19 protein-coding genes, 1 tRNA gene and 1 pseudogene are annotated in these 18889 nt (G+C 69.2%); 8 read left to right on the top strand and 13 right to left on the bottom strand.

All coding sequences use genetic code 11. The features are described 5' to 3' along the window. Positions 1-109: 109 nt before the first annotated feature. From ACWCO3_RS15595 to ACWCO3_RS15585, 3 genes are all read right to left on the bottom strand, one after another. Complete coding sequence (locus ACWCO3_RS15595; protein ID WP_145779295.1) at positions 110-1288, bottom strand: sensor histidine kinase; 1179 nt, start codon at positions 1286-1288, stop codon at positions 110-112. A gap of 119 nt (positions 1289-1407) precedes the next feature. Then, positions 1408-1803, bottom strand: a complete 396-nt coding sequence (locus ACWCO3_RS15590) for a VOC family protein (protein ID WP_145779296.1) — start codon at positions 1801-1803, stop codon at positions 1408-1410. Between the two features lie 77 nt (positions 1804-1880). Further along, positions 1881-2357, bottom strand: a complete 477-nt coding sequence (locus ACWCO3_RS15585; protein WP_450010524.1) for a hypothetical protein — start codon at positions 2355-2357, stop codon at positions 1881-1883. A 103-nt stretch (positions 2358-2460) separates the two neighbouring features. On the opposite strand from ACWCO3_RS15585, the gene ACWCO3_RS15580 reads away from it, so the two are divergent. After that, positions 2461-3465: a hypothetical protein gene (locus ACWCO3_RS15580; protein WP_450010522.1), complete on the top strand. Its 1005-nt coding sequence runs from the start codon at positions 2461-2463 to the stop codon at positions 3463-3465. Positions 3466-3494: 29 nt separating this feature from the next. Further along, entirely contained in the window at positions 3495-3929 is a 435-nt protein-coding gene (locus ACWCO3_RS15575; RefSeq protein ID WP_358164231.1) for a VOC family protein, read from the top strand. Positions 3930-3937: 8 nt separating this feature from the next. Here the strand turns inward: ACWCO3_RS15575 and ACWCO3_RS15570 are convergent, their stop codons facing one another. From ACWCO3_RS15570 to ACWCO3_RS15560, 3 genes are all read right to left on the bottom strand, one after another. Further along, positions 3938-4984, bottom strand: a complete 1047-nt coding sequence (locus tag ACWCO3_RS15570) for a hypothetical protein (RefSeq protein ID WP_450010520.1) — start codon at positions 4982-4984, stop codon at positions 3938-3940. Beyond that, positions 4984-5481: a SigE family RNA polymerase sigma factor gene (locus ACWCO3_RS15565; protein ID WP_145779301.1), complete on the bottom strand. Its 498-nt coding sequence runs from the start codon at positions 5479-5481 to the stop codon at positions 4984-4986. The genes ACWCO3_RS15570 and ACWCO3_RS15565 overlap by 1 nt, the downstream gene beginning before the upstream one ends. 188 nt (positions 5482-5669) lie before the next feature. Continuing rightward, the gene (locus tag ACWCO3_RS15560) at positions 5670-5807 is read right to left on the bottom strand and encodes a hypothetical protein (RefSeq protein WP_450010518.1); all 138 of its coding nucleotides are present in this window, start codon (positions 5805-5807) and stop codon (positions 5670-5672) included. A gap of 567 nt (positions 5808-6374) precedes the next feature. On the opposite strand from ACWCO3_RS15560, the gene ACWCO3_RS15555 reads away from it, so the two are divergent. Next, complete coding sequence (locus ACWCO3_RS15555; RefSeq protein ID WP_358164241.1) at positions 6375-6608, top strand: GntR family transcriptional regulator; 234 nt, start codon at positions 6375-6377, stop codon at positions 6606-6608. 75 nt (positions 6609-6683) lie between these two features. On the opposite strand, the gene ACWCO3_RS15550 is transcribed toward ACWCO3_RS15555, so the two are convergent. The 4 genes from ACWCO3_RS15550 to ACWCO3_RS15535 all read right to left on the bottom strand — a co-directional run bounded on the left by ACWCO3_RS15550 (position 6684) and on the right by ACWCO3_RS15535 (position 11101). Further along, positions 6684-7229, bottom strand: a complete 546-nt coding sequence (locus ACWCO3_RS15550) for a hypothetical protein (RefSeq protein WP_450010516.1) — start codon at positions 7227-7229, stop codon at positions 6684-6686. A 481-nt stretch (positions 7230-7710) separates the two neighbouring features. Then, positions 7711-9426 (bottom strand): AAA family ATPase, encoded by a 1716-nt coding sequence (locus ACWCO3_RS15545; protein WP_450010514.1) that lies wholly within the window; start codon positions 9424-9426, stop codon positions 7711-7713. A 252-nt stretch (positions 9427-9678) separates the two neighbouring features. After that, on the bottom strand, positions 9679-10458 hold the full coding sequence (locus ACWCO3_RS15540; protein WP_450010512.1) for a site-specific integrase: 780 nt from the start codon (positions 10456-10458) through the stop codon (positions 9679-9681). A 570-nt stretch (positions 10459-11028) separates the two neighbouring features. After that, positions 11029-11101: transfer RNA gene (locus ACWCO3_RS15535), tRNA-Arg, on the bottom strand. A 160-nt stretch (positions 11102-11261) separates the two neighbouring features. Between ACWCO3_RS15535 and ACWCO3_RS15530 the strand changes: the two genes are divergently transcribed. Next, a complete protein-coding gene (locus ACWCO3_RS15530; RefSeq protein ID WP_145779307.1) occupies positions 11262-11957 on the top strand; it encodes a hypothetical protein in 696 nt (231 codons plus the stop codon). A gap of 22 nt (positions 11958-11979) precedes the next feature. Here the strand turns inward: ACWCO3_RS15530 and ACWCO3_RS15525 are convergent, their stop codons facing one another. Both ACWCO3_RS15525 and ACWCO3_RS15520 read right to left on the bottom strand, forming a co-directional pair. Next, positions 11980-13077, bottom strand: a complete 1098-nt coding sequence (locus ACWCO3_RS15525; protein WP_450010510.1) for an alpha/beta hydrolase — start codon at positions 13075-13077, stop codon at positions 11980-11982. Between the two features lie 166 nt (positions 13078-13243). Beyond that, the gene (locus ACWCO3_RS15520) at positions 13244-13684 is read right to left on the bottom strand and encodes an HPF/RaiA family ribosome-associated protein (RefSeq protein WP_354890131.1); all 441 of its coding nucleotides are present in this window, start codon (positions 13682-13684) and stop codon (positions 13244-13246) included. Between the two features lie 302 nt (positions 13685-13986). Between ACWCO3_RS15520 and ACWCO3_RS15515 the strand changes: the two genes are divergently transcribed. The 3 genes from ACWCO3_RS15515 (at position 13987) to ACWCO3_RS15505 (ending at position 17516) form a co-directional block, all read left to right on the top strand. After that, positions 13987-14736, top strand: coding sequence for a single-stranded DNA-binding protein (locus ACWCO3_RS15515; protein WP_450010507.1), 750 nt, complete (start codon positions 13987-13989; stop codon positions 14734-14736). 186 nt (positions 14737-14922) lie between these two features. Beyond that, the gene (locus ACWCO3_RS15510) at positions 14923-15978 is read left to right on the top strand and encodes a cobalamin biosynthesis protein (protein ID WP_450010505.1); all 1056 of its coding nucleotides are present in this window, start codon (positions 14923-14925) and stop codon (positions 15976-15978) included. Beyond that, on the top strand, positions 15975-17516 hold the full coding sequence (locus ACWCO3_RS15505; RefSeq protein WP_358164265.1) for a cobyric acid synthase: 1542 nt from the start codon (positions 15975-15977) through the stop codon (positions 17514-17516). The genes ACWCO3_RS15510 and ACWCO3_RS15505 overlap by 4 nt, the downstream gene beginning before the upstream one ends. Before the next feature lie 193 nt (positions 17517-17709). On the opposite strand, the gene ACWCO3_RS15500 is transcribed toward ACWCO3_RS15505, so the two are convergent. Further along, positions 17710-18111 carry a rhodanese-like domain-containing protein gene (locus tag ACWCO3_RS15500; protein WP_145785474.1) on the bottom strand — a complete coding sequence of 134 codons (402 nt, stop codon included), beginning with the start codon at positions 18109-18111 and terminating at the stop codon, positions 17710-17712. A gap of 164 nt (positions 18112-18275) precedes the next feature. Here ACWCO3_RS15500 and ACWCO3_RS15495 point away from each other — a divergent pair. Further along, positions 18276-18824 (top strand): annotated as a pseudogene (locus ACWCO3_RS15495) (uridine kinase family protein); the annotation flags it as partial. Positions 18825-18889: the final 65 nt, after the last annotated feature.

Genomic DNA, 18889 nt, shown 5'->3' with positions numbered 1-18889 from the left:
GGCCGCCGGCGCGGCGAGCCCGCCGGCGGCGACCGGCTCCCGGGGTGCCGGCACGCTGGTCCGGTCCGGTGCCTCCGGTTCGCCGGTGGTCTGCGTCGGCGTGCCGAGGTCAGCCGACACCGGGCCACTCCAGTCGGATCCGTGTGCCCGCACCGGGCGCCGAGTGCACGTCGGCCCGCCCGCCGATCGCCGCCATCCGGCCGCGGATCGACTCGCGTAACCCGTACCGGTGAGGTGGGACGGTGGCCGGGTCGAAGCCGGGACCGTCGTCGGCGACCTCCACCACGACGCCCACCGCGTCCCGGCTCATCCCCAGCGTGACCTGCGCTCCCGGCGCGTGACGGACCACGTTGGACAGCGCGGCGTAGGCGCTCTCGCTGATCGCGTCGGCAACCCCCGCCGGAACCGCGTACGACTCCAGGGCCAGGTGCACCGGAAGCTCGGGCAGACGGTTGACCACCGTCCGTAACCGCCCGTCCAGCGGTACCGGGCCGTCGCCGGCCACCGGGCTGACGTCGGTGAGTGCGACGAGGGTACGCAGGTCGGCGGCACACCGTTCACGGAAGGCGGCCGAAGGCCCGGGCACCGCGCCCAGCCCCACCATGGTCAACGTGCCGAGCACCGTGTCGTGCAGGTCGCGGTTCTGCTGGCGTTCGGCATCGCGGGCGGCCCGCGCGACCAACGACTCCCGGGTCAACAGTTGGTGCTCGACGAAAGCGCGGTCCGCACGGCCGATCCGTCGGCGCATCACCCCCGCCATCATGGCGGTGCAGAGGGTCTGCATCAGCAGGGTGGCGGCGTGCGCCCGGGCTTCGGTCGGATTGCCGGCCGCCTGCGCGCCCGTCACGTACGTGGCGACGACGAGCAGTCCGGCCGGGATGGACCAGCGCGCCGGGGCGGTCGCCTGTGTGTTGATCACCGTGGTGCTGGCCAGCACGGCGATCCAACTGCCCTCGCCAGGCAGGACGCCGGGCGCCACCAGGACGGGGATGAAGAGGCAGGTCAGCGCGGTGACGGCGACGTCACCGGCGACCAGGTTCGGGCCGATGCCGTGGCGTAGCGCGCGGTGGGCGTACCAGATCGACCAGCCGGTCAGCGCTGCCACACCGGGCAGCAACAGGGCCGGCTCGACCGGCGGGGTTTGCACCGACAGGGCCACAGCCGCGCCGACCAGCCCGCAGGTTAGCCGCAGGATCGCCGGCAACGTGGTGAAGATGAGGCCGAGCGCCCCGCCGGCCGGGTTGTCCAGCGTGGTCGGCGGCACGGAAGAAGTGGCAGTGCCCGGCATCGGGAAGTGTCCTTCCGGCAACGACCCGGTCCGGGTCCGCGCGGGCGGAGATCGACATCGGACAATAGCATGCTTTACTGCGAGCGCCGACCACTTGAGTGCATAGTGTCGCTAATGTGTCACTCTGTGCTGCGGGGTTGAAGCAGGTCCCAACGGTTGCCGTAGAGATCGATGAATACCGCTACGGATCCGTACGCCTCGTGGCGCGGCTCCTCCACGAAACGCACCCCGGCGGCCACCATCCGGGCGTGGTCCCGGGCGAAGTTCTCGGTGTACAGGAACAGCCCGACCCGGCCGCCGGTCTGGTCGCCGACCCGAGCCTGCTGCTCGACGGTGCTCGCCCGGGCCAGCAGCAATGCCGTCTCCCGGGCACCTGCCGGCCGGACCACCACCCACCGCGAACCGTCCGGTCGGGGGGTGTCCTCCACCAACTCGAAACCGAGGCCGCCGACGTAGAAGTCGATCGCCTCGTCGTACTCCCTGACCAGCAGCGCGACAAGTCCCAGATGTGCCATTCGGCCATCATGACGGCGGGCGTCGCGGGCCCGACCGGCAGCCTGCCCACCGGTCGCCCGCGTCACCCCGCCGATCGTCAGGCGAACCCGATCGGGGTGGACTGGATGAACCAGTTGACGTGCCGCTGACGCTCGTCCATGGCATTGCCGTAGTCGATGGCCGCGTACCGACGCCCGGTCTCGGGCATCGTGAAGCTCTCCTGCTTCTCGACCCCGGTGCCCGCCACGATGCGCACGACATGGTGACCCGGAGCGACCTGCACCGGGAACAGGACCCAGTTGTGCTGATGCTCGACCGCGAAGAGTCGATCGACGATCTCGGCCCCGTCGATGCTGACCGTGAGGGCGACCGGGTCGTCCTTGAACGACTGGTTGCTCACCCAGAGGTGCAGGTCCGCCTGGTCGGTCTCCACGAGGCGCACGGCCGGGGCGTCCGGGCTCTGTGACACGGCTGGGCTTGGCGGTGGAGGGTTCGGCACGTCGTCTTCCTTGGTGCACCCCGCCGTGGCGAGGAGCACCGTCACGCTGAGGGTCGCGGCGCGCAGTCGGTCCATTCCGCTGTGACGCCCGAAGGTTGCTGTCGGTTCCGTTGGTGGTTGGCGGAACCGGGCGTGCCCGTCGTCCGTCCCATCCTCGGGTGGAGAGGTGGTGGGCCGGATGCGCTCGTCCCGAACGGCACTGGCGGTCGCGCTGCTCGGCGTGGCGCTGAGTGGTTGCCTTGGCACGACAACGGCACCGGGCGGGGGCCAGGAACCCGGCCCGGCCGAGATCGTCGACGCGTGGACCTCCTGCGCCAAGGCGGCACCGCAGGCCGGCGAGGTGATCACCGTGCCGAACACGGCGACGCCGGCGCCGGCCGTGCCCGAGCCGAAGATCGGACGCATCGACCCTTCGTTCACTCCGGTCGCCGTGGTGCTCTGCGGGCGGGAGATCCGGCCGGGTGCCAACGGGGGCCAGGAGCAGACCGCCACCGAGCGGCGCGCCGAGGACATCGACGCGCTGCTCGCCGCACTGCGGATGCCCAACCAACAGGCCGACGGGGAGATCGCCTGCACCCTCGACATGGTCATCCCACCCTGGTTGGCCCTCGTCGACGAGCAGGGCCGCTGGCTACGGCCGTACCTGCCGACGGACTCCTGCCGCAAGCCGCGTACCGAGGTGACCGCCGCGCTGGCCGGGCTGCAGTGGAAGACGGTGGCCACCCGTACCGTCGGGCAGATCGAATCCCCGGCGGCCGAGGCCGCCGGATGCGCGCAGCGGTGGTCGGACATGGTGTGGGTCGAGACCCGCAGCGGAGGTCCCAAGCCGCCGGCCTCGGCCGTGTCGCCGGCCGCCGGACCGCTGCGCCTCTGCGTCTACGAGGTGCCCGCGTCCGAACAGGGCGGCGACAAACCGGCGGGAGATTTCGTGTACGGCGGGCCGCTACCTGCCGAGCGTCAGGCGGGCGTGCTCCGGGGCCTGTCCAACCGTCGGGCGGTGGCCGACTGCGCCACCCCGGCGACCCGGTTCGCGGTGCTGCACCCGCTCGATGGGACCACGGCCGGACCCGACCGGTACGTGGAACTCGACGGCTGCCGGCGTTTCCTGGTCGCGCTCCCGACCGGTGGGGCGCAGCTCGGTCAAGGTGACGACGCGCTGGCCAAACTGCTGGGGCCGGTCTGACCGTCGGGGGGTCGCGCTACCGTCCGTCCATGGCAGCTCGAATCTCTTTGACCCTCGACTCCACCGACGCCCAGGTGCTCGCCGCGTTCTGGAAGACCGCTCTGGGCTACATCGACGAGCCACCACCACCGCCCTTCGCCACGCGCGAGGAGTGGCTGGCGCAGTACGACCTACCGGAGGACGACGTACCCGAGGACGGCGCGTGGCTGTGCGACCCGGACGGGGTCGGCCCGTACCTCTCCATCCTCAACGTCCCGGAGCCCAAGACCGCGAAGAACCGGCTGCACATCGACATCCGGGTGCCGGGCCACGGCAGCCCCGACGAGCGGTGGGCTCGGATCCGGGCCGAGGCCGATCGTCTGGTGCGGGCCGGCGGGACCGTCCTGGTCGAGGTCGACCACCAGCATGTGGTGATGGCCGACCCGGAGGGCAACGAGTTCTGCGTGGCGGCAACCTCAGCCTGATTGCGGTGTCACCAGGTGTCCGGGCGGTCGAGGTCTCCGGCCGGCCGGTAACCGCCGAGGATCGTCAGGCCCTCCGCCTCGGTGTAGCCGCTGCCCCAGCCCGTGCGGAACGCCTCCACGACGCAGGGTCTGACGGTCATCTCCAGCACGTCGCTGCCCTGCCGGCGAGCCCGGTAGGGGCCCGCGACGAGGTCACCGGATCTGGATTCGTAGCCGTCCGGCGCGCGCTGCGCCCGCACTGTCAGCCAGCGACCGGTGTCGTCACCGACCACAAGTGAGCCGTCCACGAAACGACTGTCCCGCTCGCGGCCGAGCGTGACCGAGCATCCGAGCAACCGTCCACCGGGCGGCACCGACTCCAGGCGGAACGGCACGACGCAACGGTGGGCACTGTCGAACCGGACCCGGGCGGCGGTGCCTGCCGCCTCGTCCTGGGTGGTCGCGTACGTGTCCAACTGGGCCCACAGCCCGCCGACGGGTTGCCACCGCACGAACCACAGTTTGCGGTCACCCGACGGGTCGAACCAGGCGACCCCCGGGCGGTCGCCGACCCGCGCCTCGGCACGTGGCTGCGGTCGCCCGGCCGAGGACAACGTCTGCTGCAACCCGTCCAACGCCGTCGTGCTGCGCGCCAACGCGAAACGCGCCTGCCCCTTCGGGCCCCGGAACTCGACGCTCTCGGTGCCGCGCCCGGCGCTCCACGTTGCCCACTCGGCACCGTCGACCAGAGCCTCGGTCGAGAAGTGCACAGTTGCGGGATCGGCGCCGACCTCCTCGGGGCGTGCGATGGCACCGCTCTGCCCCGACGCCTCCGGCAGCATGAGCGCCGCCGCCGGCATGATCGGGTCGTCGCTGCCCCGACCGGTAGGGAACGCCAGGACGACCGAGGTGACGGCGACACACGCCGCCACGCCCCCGGCGATCAGCCCACGACGACGCAGCCGGAGCCGGCGACCGCGATGACGTGCGTGCTCCACGATCGGAGTGGGGTCGACGTCGCCACCCGCGCGCTGCTGGAGAGTCGCGGTGAGCTGCTGATCGAGATCGCTGAACATCAGAACTCTCCTGTCCGTGCGGGGGTCGGTGCTTCCTGCCGCTTTCGCAGCGTCGCCAGGGCACGCTTCGCGTGCGTGCGAACGGTGCCGGCCGAACAGGCGAGGATCTCGGCGATCGACGTGTCGTCGAGGTCCTCGTAGTAGCGCAGCACGATCACGGTGCGCTGACTCCTCGGCAGCTCACGGACCAGCCGCCACAACGCGTCGCGCTCGGCCACCACCGCCGCCTCGTCCGCGGCGCCCGCCCAGTCGGTCACCGCCGCGACCGAGACCTCCCGGCTGCTGCGCCGCCGCCACCACGAGTGGTGGGCGTTGACGAGCATCCGACGGACGTACGCGTCCGGCCGGTCCGTCCGGGAGATCCGCCCCCAGCGGGCGTACGCCTTCGCGAGGACCTCCTGAACCAGGTCCTCGGCTCGATGCTCGTCATCGGTCAGCAGTCGGGCGAGCCGCACCAGCGCCGAAGTGCGAGCGAACGCGTACTCCTCGAACGTCACGCCCTATTAACGCCGTAGGTCGACCGACCCGTAGACACCGGTTGGGCAGTTCTTGTCCCGGCCGCCGCATCCAGGGGTAGCAGGTTCTGCGGCAGGCCGGGTGTCACCGGTCCACGTGGCACCTGTAGAGCCGCCCCATGAATGGGGCGGCGCTGTCGCGCGGACCGCGCCGCACTCCTGTTGGGGTCCTACGTCGGGCGCTCGTCGATGCCGGTGGTCATGACCATGCCGAACAGGTTGACCAGGCGGTACCTCAATACTCGGGCCTGCCCGACGGAGAGCAGGAGCCCGGCTGCGGCGTCACCCTCCACGCTCGTCAGGCTCACCATCGGTGAGGTTGCGGGGTGCAGCGGTTGCTCCAAGGCCACGTCAACGATGGAGGTCTCCGGTCGATTGGTGTCCAGGATTAGCGTTGGCGAGCGGTGCCGTCCCCTACGGTTGCAGCCACCCCGATCGCACCAGCGAGGGTGGCTCAGGTCGGCGGATCCGGTGGCAAGGGTGCCGGTCGGGAACACGTGTACGTAGCCGCAGGGCCGCTCGACGTCGGGTGCCATGCCGACCGGATGGGCGTTCATTTCGGCCCCGGTCACCAGTGCCGTCACGTAGATGGTGTGAGCAGGACAGGTGTACGCGCAGGCATCGAGAGAGTCTGCCGTGTACAGCTCGATCCGTACCGTCGCAGGCTCTCCGCAGGCGGGCGGGGTGGGTAGGGTTCGCACGGGTCGCCTCCTAGCTAGGCGATCAAGGCCCTCGGTCAGCGGCGCAATCGCTGTTGGGGGCCACCTTGCTCTGACCATGACAAACGTACAGGGCGTAGACGTCTAGTGACTAGACGTCTAGAGGCTGTACAACCCTGAACACGTACAGATCATGTGCGTGTCTACGCTCCGGCCATGACGAGCCCACTGTCCAATGTGCCGATCTACCGGCAGTTGGCGGACCTGCTCGCGAAGCAGATCGAGGAAGGCAAGCTGCGCCCTGGGCAGCCATTGCCGAGCGAACTGCATCTACAGCAGACCTACGGCGTAGCGCGGGGCACGGTACGGATGGCCATGCGCGAACTACGTGAGCGAGGCCTGGTCGTCACCGTCCACGCGCGGGGCACCTTCGTCGCCGAACAGAGCTGACGACGGCTGACGCGGCCTCTCGGGCAGCGTCAGTGTCGGTGGGTGATGCGCGTCCCTTCGCGCTCCAATGACTCTTCAGGAGTGACTGTCGATGACGACGGTCATCTCCCTCGGGTACCGCTCCAAGTCGTCAAGGTCGATCCAGCTCTCGTCAGGCCGGATTCGGTGGAACCGGAACGTCCCGTTGGTGTCGTTCACCAGCACGATGCAGCGTACGGCGGTGGGGTGCGCTTGGGTGCGGACCAGTCGTAGCACGGCCGCAGCCACGGCCATCCCGAGCCGCAGCAGCACGAGGCGATCGTCGTCGCTGATCTGGGGTTGCCCGTCATCGAGGATCGTGGCCTGTACCGGCGCGTGGTCTTGCAGATGGAAGCTGTTGTAGTTGCACTCGTAACCGGTCAGGTCCCGCCAACCCATCGTGACCAAAGCGGCAGAGGCTGACGCTGGTGCGGCAGGCCATTGACCAACGTGCGTCGTGAAGATCAGCGCGCCTTCGTTGTCCGTGAGCCCTTGCGCGAGCCGGTCTTCCAGGTCTTGATCGAGGGTGCCGGTCGGCACGTCACTGCCTGTCAGTGGGCGAAGCGCGGTTGCGGCGGCTTCGTTCATCCGGATCGTGAGCACCGCCGCACGATACTGACGTAGCGCCGGACGCTGACGCGGGTTTCGTCAGAGCCGTCGGACGATCTGGCCGGGTCTCCTGATTGCGGATTTGTCTCTGGTCGCCAAGCGTTTCGCACCACGCGTGAGACCACGCGCCCGCGCTCAGACCTGAGCCAGCGACGCTCCCACGGAAACGACAGCATGACCGATGTATTATGAGTCACCCAACACCAACAGCTTAATATCGCTGGCAATCTACCTTCCCTCGCCAAGAAGTGCCGTGATGTTGCCGTGTAGCTTGGCAAGTGCCTCCACTGCGCCGGGAGCCAAACTCTCCCTCGAAATCGTGCGGACGAGGCGACTTGCGACGATCGTCTTGCCTGGCGCCTGTAGTTTCTTCTCTTTGAACCAATCCGAAGCGCGCTTAGATATGGTTCCACTTCCGGCTATCTCCGAGGCGGTGGGATGGGCTCCCGTATACCCTGAGTCTGCCAGTATCTGGCTAACGGTGCTCAAGTATGATGCTTCGGTGACGAAGTCCTCTATAGCGAAATGTTCGGGCAGCTGCAGAACGTGGCTCTCCGGTACACCGGACCCTATTAGCTTCGATCGCAAGTTTTTGCCGCCCTGGTCTCCATCGACGAGGTAGGCCACTCTGCCGGCAATGTTTCCTGGTGCCAAATCCTCCAGCCTGGACACCGAAAGTCCAGGAACGATTTGGTACTCCAGGCGCTGCAGTCCCGTTGCAAGCCGGATCATCTTCGGCAGGATAATCATTTCTGTGGGACCTTCGCAAAGGACGGGCCCTGCGGCATAGCGAGAAGGCCGCTGCTCCAGCTCCCATTGCAAATAGTATGGGCGAGTAGCCGGGGATGTTGCTGTCCCAAAAGTTGCTGCGAAGTTTGCTTTCGGGGGCATGTCGAACGGGCTCAACGAACCGGATTCCCGTTCCGAGGTCAGTCGGCAAGCAGGCTGGCGAATGGGTCGTATATAGTACTTGCTCCGCAAGATTCTGGGTCTCTAGAACGTTGACCAAGTCCGCTTGGGCATCGATGTGCAGGTGTGTCTCCGCCTCGTCAATCAGAAGGATGGGTGGAAACCTGGTCGGTGCGATGGTGAGGAAGCAGCTAAGGGCAACAAAGGTTCGGAGGCCATCGCTGCGCTCGCCAAAAGAGCTGAAAATTCCGTTGTCATCCGCTTCCTCAACGAAGACCTCAAGGGTTGTGCCGTCGATATCTATATGCACTTTTAGGTGCTCTTGTTGCCAACTGCCGGTGAAGTAAGCATCTATCTTCCGGTTCACCCACTTAAGACGTGTTCGCAACCCTGCTCGGTCCTTATTGGCGATGAGGTCCCACATTTCCTTGACGCTGGTGTCGCCGACCTGCAATAGGTTTCGCAGGGCTGCGGGTGGTGTTTTACGTAGATTTTCATTTCCAAGGTCATATGTCGCCTCGAGATTGCGGTCGTCGGCCGTGAAGAGTACAAAGTCGGGCGATCGACCCCAGAGAATATTCGCCAGTTGCTCCTGTGGGTCCGTCTTCAACCGTCCGTCGAGTGCTGAGAGTTCGCGCACCAGATTGCTAGCAGCGCTCCTGCGTCGCTTGAGTATATTTGCATTCGGGCCGGACTGGACTTGCGCCGTTGAGGTGTTGACAGGAAAGGCGTCCTGAATCAGTTTGATCGCGTCGACAATACTTGCCCGATTTAGATCCCTCTCCGTCGGACTGAAGGCGCGAATCCGATCGATCGTCTCGGTCAGACTGTTGCTCAGGAAACTTAACGATTCGTCATTCGACGGGTGATCTACAGCAAGAAGATCTCGTAATTGTTTGGCCGCACGAATGGAATCTAGTGCTGAGGGCTGTGAGAATTGGACGTCCTCGGGGAACGTTCGTATCAACCTGCCGCCTGCAGTCCGAGATACGATGAAGGATCTCGGGGGATTGCTGCATTCGAGGTGCGCTATCGCCGCAAGATCCTCTGGTGCGAGCGTGAAGGTGGCCCGGACCACTTCTGTTTCGTCTGTAATGTTCGCGCCCCGGCTCCGTTCGCGCGACTCAAGCGCCCGAGGCTGAAGGATCCACGTCAGGGCGGCAAGAATACTGCTCTTGCCCGCCTCGTTGGGTCCGACAAAGGCGATAAGCTTACCGTCTACATTGCAACCGGTGTCTCTGAGCCGCTTGTAGCCGTTGAACTCGATCTTTGTAAGCCGCATCGTCTCTCCTGACCTTCTCGTGCAGTGAGCAGAGCAGATCTTGCCACCATCTGCTCCTATGCGACACCCATTAGCTTGCCCAGAGACCTGCGGCCTCGCAGTCACCACGAGGCCTCATCTTTGAGTTGCTGGACGGCTCGATGAGCTCCAACGGACACTTTGCACATATCCGCCAGCTCCAAGACTGCAGGCAGTGGGTCGCCGTGCTTGAGTCGTCCCACACTGATCTACTTGGCGCAACGCATCTGCGATCTAGTGGCGCGAACTGGTCGTCTGGGCTGGGCGGTAGAGAAGTGGGGGACGAGGCGGCATGCGAGCCACCAGCGCTCCCGCGGCCCGCTGGTCTGACTCCGGCAGCCAAGCTGCGCATACCTTGAGTGTGGTCGTGCCACCGCTGTGCCCAAACCGGCTCGCCACTGTCCGAACGTCCACGCCCGCGTTGATCAACTCGGTCGATGAGTAGTGGCGTAGGGCGTGGATTCGGCTCTCGATCCTCGACCTGACGGCAAGCCGGCCGTGCCGCCGCACGATGGTGTCGGGTCGGTAGCTGCGGCTGTTGTCCGGCTCGGGGGAGAAGACGTAGTCGGCGGTATCCGCCTCGGCGTCGAGCCGTGCCAGCCGGTCGAGGTGCCGGCCGTGCAGCTCGCGCAGCACTTCGTTCGTGTCCGGGTCGAGTGCCACCCGCCGCTGCTGGTGCGTCTTGGTGCCCTTCTCCCGCAGCTCGCCGCGTTCGTCAAAGTAGGCACTGCGCCGCAACGTCAGCACGCCGGCAGCTAGGTCGAGATGGTGCCAGCGCAGCGCGCACAGTTCACCGCTTCGGGCGCCGGTGGTCATGGCGAGCCAGACCAGCGGGCCCCAGTCCGGGTCATGCCATGCCTCGTTGATGATGCGCAGCGTCCGCAGGTTCGGTGGCTGCGGGTCAGGGTGCGGCGGCGTGGGCGGCTCAGCTTGCCCGGCGGGGTTGATGGCGATCCAGCGCCACCGGACGGCGCGACTGAGCGCACCAATGAGGATCCAATGGATCTGACGCACGGACGAAGTGCTGAGCGGCTTGCAGGCGTGAGGCCGGCACTTCGCCGTTCAGGTGTGCTCACCTTCTACGTGGTGCTTCACATACGCTTTCCGCACCAGTCGCGGCAGCGGCGCATGCTTGCGAAGACGACTCCAACGTCTCGGCGTCGAGTCGGCCGGCCGGCAGTCTGCCGAGCACCGGCCGCACGTGCTTGTTGAGCTTGTTCACGTAGCCCACGCGGGTGGTGGCCGCGATGTCGACCATTCAAGCACACCGGTCTAGGAGTTGGTCGAGCGTGGCGCGGGTTCGGGGGTTGCGCCGCTCGTCCACCTGGGCCAGCAGCCGGGTACGCGCCTTTCGGCTTCGTTGGCTGCGGTGCGGCCGGCGGGGATGACCTCGGTCAGGTAGTGCCGCTTCCCGCTGATCGGGTCAATGCCGGCATAGACCTTCACCCGCAGTGACCCACTGGGCAGGGGTTCGATCTGGCCGCGCTGGCGCTTGGTGCGCCGCTCGAGCTGTCACGAGGCCGCCGCAGCGCGCTTGCACCACAAATAGCCCCAGGCAGGCCGGTCAGATTGAGGAAGTACCTGTGCGCCCGGCAGGATTCGAACCTGCGGCCTTGGGATTAGAAGTCCCCTGCTCTATCCGCTGAGCTACGGGCGCGTGTGGCGTGGGTGTCGCGCCCAGAGGGTACCGCCGTCCGGCTGCCCGGCGGCGTAAAGGGTGCCCGCGTCCACGTTGCCGAGCAGGGTCTCACGTCGGCCGTGCGGCGGGCATCCGGGTTACCCGGAACCAACGTGACCTTGGACCGTACCGTTGCCTGGTGTTGCTGGATTCCGACTCCGAGAGCGACGTCGCCTACGAGCTGTGCCAGGTCGTCGGTCGCGCCATCCTGCCGTACCGGTCGGGCGACGCCTTCGGTACCGCCTTCTTCTTCCAGGACGGCGACGACCCGGTGGGGGAGTCCCTGCTGACGGCGGCCGACCTGGTGGGCGCGTCGGGTGGTGAGCTGGGGTTGCGGGCGAGCGTCACCGAGCCGGCGGGGGTCGCCCCGGCGGTCGTGTCCGAGGCCGAGATCGTGCCCGGTTGGGCCCGTTTCCCGGGCGACGGGGTCGCGGTGCTGCCGACCGGCGGCCTCCACCGCTACGCCGGCGATGGCGGCTGGCGCTGGCGCGTCCAGCCGGTGCCGGCGGGGATCGCCGCCGGGCCCGAGGTGGTCGCCCGCCTCGGCGCCGACGCCGGTTCCGCTTTCGTGCTGGCCCTTGGGGTACGCGAAGACGGCTCCCGGCCGCTCGAGGTCGCGATCGAGCGCGTGGTCCGCGACGCCGACGCCGTGCGGATCACGACCGAACTGCCACCTGGGTACGTCGGCGCGCCGGTCTTCATCGTCCAGCCCGACGCGACGGGGGAGGTCTCGCTGTACTGCCTCGGGCTGGTGCTACCCGGCGTCGACGGTCACCCGGTGGCGACCTTCGACCGGATCCGCGCGGTCCTCCCGGTGACACCCGGTGACGTCTGAGCCGCGTCGCCTCCAGGCAGGGTCAGCCGCCGGACGTCGCCGCATCGGCCGCGTCGGCGCTGGACCGTCGGCTCTCGGGCGGTGCGGCTGTACCGACGGTCGACTCGACGTCGGTCGGGCTTTGGGCGGTCAGTCCCGGGCCGGTCGGCGCAGGACCGGCCGGGGCGGTGGGGCCGGCGGCGAGGAACGCCTCGGCCCAGCGGCCCACCTCGTCGAAGACCTTCTTCCGTACGGCGGGGCCGGAGAGGGTGAGGTCGTGCAGCCCGCCGTCGAAGCGGGCGAGGGTGACGTGGCGGCCGAGACGGGGCGCGTACCGGACCATGTGTTCGACGTCCAGCACGGCGTCGGCCAGTGTCGCGTTGTCGTGCCACCGGGTGCCCCGGAAGGAGCGGGTCGAGCAGGCCAGCAGTACCGGCACCTGGATGTCCAGACCGGCGCGGAGTCGACGTTGCCCGGTGCGGATCGCGTTCAGCCAGCCGGCCCGGACCGGGAACCCGGCCAGGGGCTTCCACGCCAGGTCATAGGTCCACTCGCCGCGGTGGTCGGAGTGGATGCTCTCGCCGTACACAGTGCCGAGCCCGAACGGCAGGATGCGGTGCGGCGCCCTGCGGCCCAGCCGGGAGACGGCGGCCGCGAGGGGTCGACGGACCGCCCAGGGTGCGTTCAGGTCGAAGAAGGGGCTGTTGAGCACCAGGCCGTCGACGGTGCCGGAGTCGCGGCGGGCGTCCGCCCAGAGCGAGAGGATCAGGCCGCCGGTGGAGTGGCCCATCGCCAACAGGGTGTCGTGGCCGTCGTCCTTGCGGATGATCTCGGCGGCGGCGTCCAGCTCGGGGAAGTAGTCGCTGATGTCGCGGCAGAAGTTCGGGGTCTGGCCCGGGAGCAGACTGCGGCCGTATTTGCGCAGGTCGAGCGCGTAGAAATCCCAACCGCGCTCGGCGAAGAAGTCAGCCAGGTGGGTCTGGAAGAAGTAGTCGACGAACCCGTGCACGTAGAGCACGGCCCGCCCGGTGGGGCGCTCGGCGCGCCGCCGGACCACTGTCGCGACGACCGGGCCCTCGTCGTCGGTGCCCAGGTCGATCGTCTGCCGCTCGTACGGCGGCCCCAACACGTCCGGTTCCACGAAGGCGACGCTACGCCGCCAACCTACCCAGCGGTAGCCCGCGATCCCCGGTCCCGCGTCCCTCCCGCCCTCCTCGGTCGATCATGGAGTTGTGGTGGCCCGCAAAAAGGGTGATTGCGGATTTAGCGCCCACCACAACTCCATGATCGACTCGAACGGGTGGGGGTCAGACCGTTTCCGCGTCGGCGCGGCTCGGGTCGGCAGCGGGAATCTGCTCCTCGTCGTCGGCCGGGTTGAGCTCGCTCTGCGGCTGCGGGATGTCGCGCAGGTGCTTGTTGTGCCGGGGCTCCTGCCGGGTCTTCGCGTCGTTGAGCCGGCGGCGCAGGTCGTCGCGGACGTCGTTGAGCGCGGCGTGCAGGTCCTCCTCGGCGGAGGTGGTGACGATCTTCTGTCGGCCGGCGATCCAGCACTCCAGGGTGACCTTCTGGCCACGGGCCTCCCGGTCCTTGACCGACACCTCCAGTTCGGTGGCGTCAGCGTGGAAGCTGGCCAGCCGGGCGTCGAGGGTGGCGAACTGCTCGGCGATCCAATTGCGGTCGCCCTGCGAGAACCCGGCGCCGACCCGCAGGCACTCGGCCACGGTGGCGGGGTTGGCCACGGCGCTCATCGCCGCGCCTCGGAAGCGTTCGCGGAGCCGATGGTGGTGATCATCATGGCGCTGACCTCTCGTCGACGTGGAGCTGTCGGTGGTGCGTTGATCAAATCCATACCCAGTTCGGGCAGCCCCGGAAACCGCCGACGTTGATTCGGGGGGTCGGCCGTACCACATCTGGCCATGATCAGGGCTTTGTTCACAGGTGGGGTCGTTGTCCACAGGTCGCGGATGCGCGCTGGCGGTGGCCGTCCGGAGCGCACAGGCTCGGTGTCGAGTCGACTCGCGCTGGCAGGCCCCGATCCCCTGGAGGGACGATGTTCGACACTTATGTAACTATCGTCGGTAATGTGCTGACCGTGCCCGAATGGCGGCGCACGACCCAGAGCAACACCCTGGTGGCCAACTTCAAGGTCGCCTCGACCGCCCGGCGGCTCAACCGCGACACCGGCCGGTGGGTCGACGGCAACTCGCTGCGCGTCCGCGTCAACTGCTGGCGCAAACTCGCCGAAGGGGTGGCCGCCTCGGTCATGGTCGGCGATCCGGTGGTGGTCTGCGGTCGGCTCTACACCCGCGACTGGACCGACGACGCCGGCAACCACCGCACCCTCTACGAGCTGGAGGCGGTAGCCGTCGGCCATGACCTGTCCCGGGGTCGCGCCCGGTTCCTGCGCAACCGGCCCAGCGTCACGACCAGCACCGTGGAGGACGCGGAGGCCGAGAGCCGGGTGCACGGCGAACCGACCGAGCCGGTGCCGGCCGAGCAGGTGCCCGTGCTGCCCGACGACAGTGCGCTGGACGACGAGTTCGAGCTGCCCGACTACGTAGCGGTGCGCACCAGCCCGTTCCTCGACGCCGATGTCGCCGTGACCGACAGCCAGATCGGGCAGGCCAGCATCCCGCCGGATCTCGACGACGAGTTCGCCCCTCCACCGGGAGAGGACGACGACCACACCGACGACGACTCGGACGACGAGTTGGGCTCGGCACCCGACGAGGGCCAGCCGGAGCCGGCGCCAACCGGTCGGGGGCGGCGTGGCCGGGGTCGGGTGCCGCAGCCGGCCTGACCGGCTGGCGGCGCGCGGCACGACGGGGGCGGGGTGGCGGCGCGAGCAGCGTCGTCACCCCGCGTGGCGGCAGCCGCGAGGCTGTTCCGGCCGGGCCCTGCACGAGCCGCTCAGGGTGGTGAAGCACCGCGGGCCGGGCTGGCTCACGGGGTGCTCGTCTAGGCTGGCCGGCCGGAGGTGGTGCGGGTGCGACGGACAGCGCCGGTGGCGAACGCGGTGGGGCTGTTGGCCGGTTACGCGCTGGACCGGCTGCTCGGTGATCCGCGCCGGTGGCACCCGGTGGCCGGCTTCGGTCAGGCTGCCGGCGCGCTGGAGCGTCGCCTCTACCGACCAGACCGGACGGCGGGTACGGCGTTCACCGCGCTGGCCGTCGGTGCTCCGGTTCTGCTCGGGGCCGCTGCTGTGGCGGCCACCCGGCATCGGCCAGTGACCCGAGCGGTGCTCGTGGCCGCCGGCACGTGGAGTGTGTTGGGCGGGCGCACGCTGCGCCACGAAGCCACCGTCATGGGCCGGACGCTGCGCGCCGGTGACCTGCCCGCCGCGCGTCGACGTCTCGGTCACCTCTGCGGGCGCGACCCGTCGACGCTGGACGAGTCCGAGCTGGCCCGCGCCACTGTCGAGTCGGTCGCCGAGAACACGTCCGACGCGGTCGTCGCCCCGCTGGTCTGGGGTGCGGTCGCCGGCCTACCCGGGCTGCTGGGCTACCGCGCGGCGAACACCCTCGACGCGATGGTCGGGCACCGGTCGGCGCGCTACGCGCGGTTCGGCACCCCGGCCGCCCGCCTGGACGACGCGCTCAATCTGGTGCCGTCCCGGCTGACCGGGCTGCTCACCATCGCCGTTGCGCCTGTCGTGCACGGGGATCGGCAGCGGGCCTGGCGGGTGTGGCGGCGTGACCGCAACGACCACCCGAGCCCCAACGCCGGTCAGTGCGAGGCGGCGATGGCCGGAGCTCTCGGTGTCCGCCTTGGTGGCCGCAACGTCTACTTCGGGCGCTCCGAGGTACGGCCGTTCCTCGGTGACGGCCCTCGCCCGGAGGCGCGACACCTGAAGCGCGCCGCCCGGATCTCCGGCGCTGTCGGGCTGGCGGCGGTCGGGCTGGCCGCCGCGTACCCGGTGACAGTCGGCCGCCTGGTCGCAGCGCTGGGCCGGCACGGGCTTCGGGCCGTGGGCCGGCACGGTTCCGGTGTCGCGGGTCGACGCGGGCCGGCTGCCGTGGCCGATCGCGGGAGCGGGCGGTGAGCGGCGGCCTGCTGGTCGCCGGCACGACCTCCGACGCCGGTAAGAGCGTGCTCACGGCCGGGATCTGCCGCTGGCTGCACCGGCAAGGCGTGAAGGTCGCCCCGTACAAGGCGCAGAACATGTCGAACAACTCGGCAGTGGTCGTCGGGCCGGACGGACGCGGCGGCGAGATCGGCCGCGCCCAGGCCATGCAGGCCGCAGCCTGCGGGCTCGCACCCGACCTGCGGTTCAACCCGGTGCTGCTCAAGCCGGGCAGCGACCTGGCCAGTCAGGTGGTGCTCCTCGGCGAGGCGGTCGACACCATCACCGCCGGTACGTTCCGGCACCTGCGTCCCCGCCTCGCCGAGACCGCGTACGAGGCGCTGGCCGAGCTACGGGACACGTACGACGTGGTGATCTGCGAGGGCGCCGGCAGCCCCGCCGAGATCAACCTGCGGGCCGGTGACTACGTCAACATGGGGCTGGCCCGGCACGCCAACCTGCCCACCATCGTGGTCGGCGACATCGATCGCGGCGGCGTCTTCGCCTCGATGTTCGGCACCGTGGCACTGCTCGACCCCGCCGACCAGGCGCTGATCGCCGGATTCGTGATCAACAAGTTCCGGGGTGACCTCGGGCTGCTCCAACCCGGGCTGGACATGCTGCGGCGCGTCACCGGCCGACCCACGTACGGGGTGGTGCCCTGGGCACTGGACCTGTGGCTCGACGCGGAGGACTCCCTCGCCTACGGCCGGGTGCTCGGCCGTCCCGCCGCCCCCCACGGCACCGACTGGCTGGACGTGGCCGTCGTCCGACTGCCCCGGATCAGCAACGCCACCGACGTGGAGGCGCTGGCCACCGAGCCGGGTGTCCGCGTACGCCTCACCATCGAACCAGCCGAACTCGCCGCCGCCGACCTGGTCGTCCTGCCCGGCTCCAAGTCCACTGTCGCCGACCTCGCCTGGCTGCGTGAGACCGGCCTCGCCGACGCGGTGACCGCGCACGTGGCGGCCGGCAAGCCGGTGCTCGGCCTCTGCGGCGGCTTCCAGATGCTCGGCCGGGCCATCCACGACCAGGTGGAGAGCCGGCGGGGCAGCGTGCCGGGCCTCGGCCTGCTGCCCATCGAGATCACCTTTGATCCGCGCAAGACCGTCCGCCAGTCCGTGGGTACCGCGCACGGCGGCCTCCCGGTGCGCGGCTACGAGATCCACCACGGGTACGTCTCGCAGACCGATCCCACCCTCACCCCGCTGCTGACCGGTGACGACGGTGTCGGCGAAGGTGCCGTGCTCGGCACGGTGCACGGCACACACTGGCACGGGGCGTTCGAGTCCGACGGGTTCCGCCGGTGGTTCCTCACCGAGGCGGCCCGCCTGGCCGGCCGCACCGGATTCCAGGTCGCACCGGCCACCAGCTTCGCCGCCGCCCGGGAACGCTCACTCGACCTGCTCGGTGACCTGGTCGAGGAACACCTGGACACCGACGCGCTCTGGCACCTCATCGAGACCGGCCCACCCGCAGGTCTCCCGTTCATCCCACCAGGCCCGCCACCGACCTGACGGCCTCTGTCCCTTGGGGAGTGTGGGGCGGGGCGGCGAGGCGTGATCGTGCTCGATCGTTGTTGTAGTGGTCTCGTGGGCGGCGGGAGGGGCCTCGTTCCTGGATCGAGCACGATCATGAACCGGCCTCGGCGGATGAGGGTGAAGTAGATGGGCGACGGGGGCCGCGCGGGCCCCTGTGCGGGTAGCGGAATCAGGGGCGGATGTCGGCGGGGCGGTCGGTCGTCGGGAGGCCGGCGGCGAGCCAGGCGTCGACACCGCCGATCATGTCGGTGGCCCGGCGCAGCCCGAGGGTCTGCAGGCTGGCGGCGGCCAGGCTGGAGCTGTAGCCCTGCCGGCACACCAGCACGATCTCCCGGTCGTATCCGGTGGCTTCCGGGATCCGCCAGGCGCTGGCCGGATCGAGTCGCCATTCCAGTACGGTCCGGTCGATGACGACCGCGCCCGGCAGGTCGCCCTGTTCGCGGCGCTGCAGTTCGGTGCGGGTGTCGACCAGCAGCGCACCGCCGCGGACCGCCTCGACGGTCTGCTGCGGAGTCAGTCGGTGCAGCCCGGCTCGGGCCTGTTCGAGCAGGGCGTCGATACCGGGGCTCATCACGTCTCGGAGCACCACCCGATGATGCCGATTCGGTAGCAGCCACGGCGGCGAACGGGCCGCCCGTCACCCGTCGCCGCACCAATTCCCCCGGACGTGACGGTGGCTGGCCAGGGGCGGTCAGCCGGACGTGTCAGTCCGTCCCGCGGGGCCTCGGACACCGCATGATCCACTCGGGTGCACGGGTATCGCGGTGTCCCAGCGAGAGGGATGCCGCGACATCAGGGATTCAGAGTCGATCACCCCGCCCAACGGCCGTGGCGGCATACTGCGCTCATGCACCACGCGACGCCGCACTACCCGAGGCTGTGCCAGGCGAGGCCGCGCTGAACCCGGAAACTGGCCGGCCGGCCGTCGCAGTTGTCGAGGCGTACGCCGAATTGGCTCGTCGGGTGCTCGCGGGCCCGGCGCGGTTGGGGCGGACCCGGCTGGTGGCGGTCGACGGGCCGAGCGGCGCGGGCAAGAGCCGGTTCGCCGCGCGCCTCGCGGATGCCCTGGCGGTGCTGCCCGGCGGCCGGCCGCCGGTGGTGCACACGGACGACCTGCTTGACGGGTGGGACGACCAGGTCACCTTCTGGCCCCGGCTCGACGACTGGGTGCTGTCCCCGCTGCGGGCGGGGAGGCCGGGGGTGTACCAGCGGTACAGCTGGGTGCGGCAGCGCTTCCTGCCCCGGCCGGTTCCGGTTCCGGTGGCGTCGGTGCTGGTGCTGGATACACGATGGCGTTGACGGTGGGCACGACGGTGGCCGCCGCCACCGCGGTGCCGATCGCGCACGCC

It is taken from the genome of Micromonospora sp. NPDC002411 (assembly GCF_053592955.1).
The sequence above is the reverse complement of the archived record's forward strand: the minus strand, read 5'-3'. Positions and strand labels throughout refer to the sequence as shown.

Excerpts from the sequence above, each read along its gene's own strand:
- ACWCO3_RS15595 (WP_145779295.1), bottom strand. The coding sequence starts at position 1,288 with ATGCCGGGCACTGCCACTTCTTCCGTGCCGCCGACCACGCTGGACAAC.
- ACWCO3_RS15590 (WP_145779296.1), bottom strand. The coding sequence starts at position 1,803 with ATGGCACATCTGGGACTTGTCGCGCTGCTGGTCAGGGAGTACGACGAG.
- ACWCO3_RS15585 (WP_450010524.1), bottom strand. The coding sequence starts at position 2,357 with ATGGACCGACTGCGCGCCGCGACCCTCAGCGTGACGGTGCTCCTCGCC.
- ACWCO3_RS15580 (WP_450010522.1), top strand. The coding sequence starts at position 2,461 with ATGCGCTCGTCCCGAACGGCACTGGCGGTCGCGCTGCTCGGCGTGGCG.
- ACWCO3_RS15575 (WP_358164231.1), top strand. The coding sequence starts at position 3,495 with ATGGCAGCTCGAATCTCTTTGACCCTCGACTCCACCGACGCCCAGGTG.
- ACWCO3_RS15570 (WP_450010520.1), bottom strand. The coding sequence starts at position 4,984 with ATGTTCAGCGATCTCGATCAGCAGCTCACCGCGACTCTCCAGCAGCGC.
- ACWCO3_RS15555 (WP_358164241.1), top strand. The coding sequence starts at position 6,375 with ATGACGAGCCCACTGTCCAATGTGCCGATCTACCGGCAGTTGGCGGAC.
- ACWCO3_RS15545 (WP_450010514.1), bottom strand. The coding sequence starts at position 9,426 with ATGCGGCTTACAAAGATCGAGTTCAACGGCTACAAGCGGCTCAGAGAC.
- ACWCO3_RS15520 (WP_354890131.1), bottom strand. The coding sequence starts at position 13,684 with ATGAGCGCCGTGGCCAACCCCGCCACCGTGGCCGAGTGCCTGCGGGTC.
- ACWCO3_RS15515 (WP_450010507.1), top strand. The coding sequence starts at position 13,987 with ATGTTCGACACTTATGTAACTATCGTCGGTAATGTGCTGACCGTGCCC.
- ACWCO3_RS15500 (WP_145785474.1), bottom strand. The coding sequence starts at position 18,111 with ATGAGCCCCGGTATCGACGCCCTGCTCGAACAGGCCCGAGCCGGGCTG.